The 5,493-nt window shown below is 64.2% G+C and carries 5 protein-coding genes and 1 pseudogene; 2 read left to right on the forward strand and 4 right to left on the reverse strand.

The window, feature by feature from the left end; genetic code table 11:
* Nucleotides 1-707 (reverse strand): annotated as a pseudogene (locus tag EN781_RS24395) (2-isopropylmalate synthase); the annotation flags it as partial.
* 389 nt (nucleotides 708-1,096) lie between these two features.
* Here EN781_RS24395 and EN781_RS24405 point away from each other — a divergent pair.
* Nucleotides 1,097-2,263, forward strand: a complete 1,167-nt coding sequence (locus EN781_RS24405; protein WP_126058613.1) for an ATP-grasp domain-containing protein — start codon at nucleotides 1,097-1,099, stop codon at nucleotides 2,261-2,263.
* A 3-nt stretch (nucleotides 2,264-2,266) separates the two neighbouring features.
* Nucleotides 2,267-3,043 carry an alpha/beta hydrolase-fold protein gene (locus EN781_RS24410; RefSeq protein ID WP_126058614.1) on the forward strand — a complete coding sequence of 259 codons (777 nt, stop codon included), beginning with the start codon at nucleotides 2,267-2,269 and terminating at the stop codon, nucleotides 3,041-3,043.
* Nucleotides 3,044-3,130: 87 nt separating this feature from the next.
* On the opposite strand, the gene EN781_RS24415 is transcribed toward EN781_RS24410, so the two are convergent.
* The 3 genes from EN781_RS24415 to EN781_RS24425 form a co-directional block, all read right to left on the reverse strand.
* A complete protein-coding gene (locus tag EN781_RS24415) occupies nucleotides 3,131-4,219 on the reverse strand; it encodes an AbrB family transcriptional regulator (RefSeq protein WP_126058615.1) in 1,089 nt (362 codons plus the stop codon).
* A 77-nt stretch (nucleotides 4,220-4,296) separates the two neighbouring features.
* Nucleotides 4,297-4,605, reverse strand: coding sequence for a putative quinol monooxygenase (locus tag EN781_RS24420; protein WP_126058616.1), 309 nt, complete (start codon nucleotides 4,603-4,605; stop codon nucleotides 4,297-4,299).
* Between the two features lie 48 nt (nucleotides 4,606-4,653).
* Nucleotides 4,654-5,427, reverse strand: a complete 774-nt coding sequence (locus EN781_RS24425) for an SDR family oxidoreductase (protein WP_126058617.1) — start codon at nucleotides 5,425-5,427, stop codon at nucleotides 4,654-4,656.
* Nucleotides 5,428-5,493: the final 66 nt, after the last annotated feature.

The following is a 5,493-nucleotide window of genomic DNA, read 5'->3' on the forward strand; positions in this document are numbered from 1 at the left end:
GCATAGATGTTGGGCGTCGACATCTCGACCGTCGACGGCAGGTTTATGATCAGCTTGTTGTCGGCCGTCGGCTTCACGATCTCGGTCACGGCATTGCAGATCTCCAGAGCCACCTCGAGCTCGGTGCCGGTGAAGCTCTCCGGCGAATATTCGAAGCGATAGCCGCCGCCCGCCTTGGCAGCCATGTCGGTGATCATCTTGGCGGCGTCAGTGGCGATGCGCTTGATGCCGGCGACGTCCTTCTCGAAGACGACGCGGCGCTGCAATTCGCTGGTCGAGTTGTAGAAATGCACGATCGGGTTGGTTGCGCCCTTCAGCGCCTCGAAGGTGCGGGTAATCAATTCGGGACGGCACTGCACCAGCACCTGCAGCGAGACATCGGCCGGCACGTTGCCTTCCTCGATGCACCAGCGGGCGAAATCGAAATCGGTTTGCGAGGCCGAGGGGAAACCGATCTCGATCTCCTTGAAGCCCATGTCGAGCAGCAGCGCGAACATGCGCGCCTTGCGCTCGTGGCCCATCGGGTCGATCAGCGCCTGGTTGCCGTCGCGCAGGTCGACCGAGCACCAGATCGGCGCCTTGTCGATGACCTTTGACGGCCAGGTGCGATCGGTGAGGCCGACGGTCGGGTAGGGCTGGTATTTGCGAGCGGCGTCCGACATGCCCTTCTCGGCATGGTCAGCCTGAATGTCTTCTCGTGCGTTCATCGTCATCTCTCCCGGCGGCTCGCGGATCCGCCTTCAGACGGATTGGTGCCGAGCGGCGCCTTTACCAAAGTTTCGTTCGCTTGATGTGACTTGCCAACTGGCCAAGGAGCGTGCGCGTAAGCGGCGATTTCGACCGCCGGGCGCTCCTTCAGCGAACCCGGCGATCGCCGATAAGGCCGAGAAGAAGCAGGGTGGAAGCAAGCGCGCGCACGGTCTCGCCGGCAAAGCCGGTCGGACGGGAAGCGGCGGAGGAGGCGCGCGTGTTCATGGCGGTTCTCATACAGGAGCGGCATTCGAGAGGCAAGTGCCGGCGCGGCCAGGCTCTTCCCCACGTCCGGCAAATGCGCCAAACTCGCCGACGAGGCAGCGACGCCTGGGGAGGCCCATCCATGAATTTTGTGTACTTCTCGCCGCATTTTCCGGCCAACGGCGCCGACTTCTGCGATCGGCTGAAGAAGGCCGGCGCCACCGTGCTAGGCATCGGCGATGCGCCTTATGAGGCGCTGAGCGGAAAACTGAAGGCGGCGCTGTCGGAATATTACCGCGTCGCCGACATGGAGGACTACGAGCCGGTATTCCGGGCGATGGGCCATTTCATCCACAAATGGGGGCGCATCGACCGTTTCGAGTCGCTCAACGAGCATTGGCTGGAGCTGGAAGCCAACATCCGCACCGACTTCAACGTCTTCGGCACCAAGCTCGATTTCGTTAAGAACCTGAAGCGCAAGAGCCGCATGCGCGCCTTCTTCCGCAAGAGCGGCGTCGAGACCATTCCGCAGCGCAAATGCTCCGATCGGGCGGGCGCCATGACCTTCATCCGCCGCGTCGGCTATCCGGTGGTGGTGAAGCCTGATTCCGGCTCGGGCGCCTCGAACACGTTCAAGATCTCCAATGCGAAGGAGCTCGACCAGTTCTTCCGGGACAAGCCGGAGGGCGTGACCTTCGTCATGGAGCAATTCATCGAGGGGCTGGTGGTGACGTTCGACGGTCTGGTCAACCGCGACGGCGAGGTGGTGCTGGCGGCGAGCCACCGCTACGACCAGAGCGTCATGGAGGTGGTCAACCGCGACCGCCACATGAGCTACACCTGCTTTCCCGAAATCAGCCCGGCGGTGGAAGAGGCGGGCCGCAAGATTCTCAAGGCGTTCGACGTGCGCGAGCGGTTCTTCCACATCGAGCTGTTCGAGACCAAGGACAAGCGCGTCATCGCGCTCGAGGTCAACATGCGCCCGCCCGGAGCCTGGATGACGGATGCCATCAACTACACGTTCGACATCGACGTCTACGCGGCATGGGCCGACATGGTGGTCAAGGACGCCGCCGGCGGACCCTACGAAGGCAAGTATTTCACCGCCTATGCCAGCCGCAAACGCCACCTCCACTATTTGCACAGCCATGCGGACGTGCTAGCCGCCCACGGCGACAAGATTGTCCACCACCAGGCCATCGAAGAGGTTTTCAGCCGCGCCATGGGGAATTACGCCTATCAGATGCGCTCGAGGGACCAGAAGGCGCTGCGCCAGGCGGTCGACTACATCCACGCGGAAAAGGCCTGAGCGATGGATGTCTCCTATCACAAGGGGTTTGCCCGCAATCTCGGCCGCGACATGGAGTACAAGCGCTACGGCCATGCCGGCCGGCCGGTGGTGGTGTTCCCGACCTCGCAAGGGCGCTTCTACCAGTTCGAGGATTCCGGCGGGGTGGGGGCGCTGGCCGACTTCATCGATACCGGCCGCATCCAGTTGTTCACGCTCGACGGCATCGATTCCGAATCCTTCTTCGACAAGCATGGCGATCCTGCGCAGCGCATCGCGCGCCATGAAGCCTATTTCCGCTATGTGCGCGAGGAAGCACTGCCGGAACTGCAGTCGATTGCCGCCAAGGCCAATGGCGGGCGCAATCTGAAGCCGCTGTTCTCGGGCTGTTCGATGGGCGGCTATCATTCGTCGAACTTCGTCTTCCGCTTTCCGGAGCTGGCCAGCGGCGTCATTGCGCTGTCCGGCGTCTATTCGACCCGCGATTTCTTTGGCCGGACGCTCGAGGGCAGCATCTTCTTCAACTCGCCGCTCGACTACCTGCCTGGCATCGTCGACCAGAAGCTGCTCGGACGGTTGAGGGCGCTGAGGCTGATCTTCTGTTGCGGGCAGGGCGCCTGGGAAGAGCGCATGCTGGTGGAAACGCGCGAGTTGGAACAGGTGTTGCGCGACAAGTCGATTCCGGCGTGGGTCGACTATTGGGGCGGCGACGTCAGCCATGACTGGCCATGGTGGCACAAGCAACTGGTGTATTTCTTCGGCCGCTGGCTGGACGAGGATCTGATGAAGCGGCTGGATTGAACCGCAACCGACCCGGTCCGCGGTTTTGCGAAGCTTGCCGATGCCGGCGGCACAAGGCCCTTTCCAGACAGGTTCGGGCGCTTTGCCCTATTCCTTGATGCTTCTCGCCACCAGCCGCGCCACGCTCGGACCGACGAGCAGCACCACGAGGAAGCGGGCTGACTGCAGCGCCATGACGAAGGAGATGTCGACGTTCTGCGCCGCCGCGGCGATGATGGCGACGCTGTCCATGCCGCCGGGGCTCGTCGCCAGATAGGCGGTGAGCGGATCGATGCCGAGCACGCGACTGATGACGAATGCCATGCCGCCGCAAAAGGCGATCAGCGCCACGATCGAGGCGATGATCTGCGGCAATGCGCGGGTCGCGTGGCGCAGGATCGGCCGGGTGAAGTTCAGGCCGATCGACCAGCCGATCAGGGCGTAGCTGACGGCCAGCAGCCATTGCGGCAATTGCATCTCCACGCCGAAGCCGAGATGGACAATGGTGCCGAAGATGAAGGTGCCGAGGAAGAACGGCGACGGCAGCCGGCAAAGCCGGCCGAGCAGGGCCCCGACAAGCGCCACAGCGAGCATCGCGGCAAAGGCCATCCATTCGATCGGCGGAAACCAGACGATGGCCGGGGGTTCGACGCCCGAAGTGTCGACCCACATGCGGGCGATCAAGGCGGCGGTCATCGAGACGAAGATGACGCGCAGATACTGCATGAAGGCGACGAGCCGCTGGTCGGCGCCAAAGGCGCCCGCCATCAGCACCATGGCGGTGGCCGCTCCCGGCGACGAGCCCCAGACGGCTGTGGTGCCGGGCAATATGCGCCAGCGGCTGATCAGCCAGCCAAGCAGGCTGGAGGCGGCGACGGTCGCAATGACGGCGCCGAGGAAAAGCGGCCATTCCTTGTAGAAGACGGGGAATATGTCGGCGGAGATGGAAGCGGCAACGAGGCAGCCGACGACGGCTTGCGCCGAGCCGAACAGGGGGCGGGGCACGCGCACCGTGGCGCCGTTGGTTCCGGCGAGGATCGCCGCCAGCATCGGTCCGATCAGCAGCGCCGCCGGCAGAGCGGCGGCTTCCAGCGCGCTGGCGAACAGCAGCGAGAACGCCAGCAGCACCAGCCATTGCCGCGGCGGACGGAGTCGCGCCATGCGATCAACGGGTGGTTGTTCTGGCGAGGAGTCCATATCCGGCTCTTAGACCGGGCGGGGACAAATGCGAACCCATTTCCCGCGCAAAAGTCCTGATTTGCGTTGCTCCAGCGTCAGCCTGTGTTGCCGGCGGGCAGGCCGAAGCCGCCGACCGGATGGGTCTCGACCTGGAATTCGAAGCCGGCGATGAAGGGGCGCGCCTTGGCGATCGCCGCCTGCACTTCGGGCAATTGCAATGACGTCTTGTGGCTCGCCTGATCGGTCCATACTTCGGTGACCCAGATGGCGTCGGCGTCGGCCGGGTCGGTGGCAATGATGTAGCTCAGGCAGCCGGGGAGCGCGACGGTGCTCTCGCGCAACACGTCCATGACCGCGTCGCGCTGGCCGCGCGCCGCCCGCATCTTGCCGATCAGTCCGTACATTCCTTGTATCTCCCTCCGGTTGCGCGACAAGAGTATGCAGTCGGCGCCTCACGGCATCAACTGGCCGCCATTCACCTCGATCACCTGGCCGGTGATGTAGCCGCTCATGAGGTCGGATGACAGGAACAGATAGGCGCCGACGCAATCCTCGGCGGTGCCGGCGCGGCCCTGCGGAATGCTAGCGACCATGCCCTTGATCTGCTCCTCGGTCGAATAGCGCTCGTGAAAGGGTGTCAGGATGGTGCCGGGGGCCACGGCGTTGACGCGGATGCCGAAGCCGATCAACTCCTTGGCCATGCCGCGCGTCACGTTGGAGACGAAGGCCTTGGCCGAGCCATAGAGGCCGGCGCCGCCGCCGGCGCCGTTGCGGGCAGCGATCGAGGAGGTGTTGACGATGAAGCCGCCCTGGCGCTTCAGCCACGGTATCGCCTTGCGCGAGGCGGTCAGCACGGATCGCGCATTAAGGTCCATCACCGCGTCGTAATGCGCCTCGGTCTGGTCGGCATAGGCAACCCGGCCGAGCATGCCGCCGGCATTGTTGACGAGACCGTCGAGGCGGCCGAAATGCTCGGCGCTTTCCTCGACGACACGCTCAACGTCGGTGGGCTTTGAGAAGTCGCCCTGGGTCAAGAAGACCTCGCCGCCGCTGTCGCGAATGGTTCGGCCGAGCTTTTCGGCGGCCTCACGGCTTGAGTTGTAGTGCAGTGCGACGCGGCATTTCTGCGCGGCATAGGCGCGGGCAAGCGACGCGCCGATCCCGGTCGACGCGCCGGTGACGAGCACCGCCCTGCCGGCGAGGTCGGGAATGACAAGTGTCGTCATGCTGGTTGGTCTCCGAAATCCCGCGTCTTTCGTAGGCTATCGGCGGCCTCGCGTTCAAGCCTTCCC

The organism is Mesorhizobium sp. M4A.F.Ca.ET.090.04.2.1, assembly GCF_003999085.1.
Classification (GTDB): domain Bacteria; phylum Pseudomonadota; class Alphaproteobacteria; order Rhizobiales; family Rhizobiaceae; genus Mesorhizobium.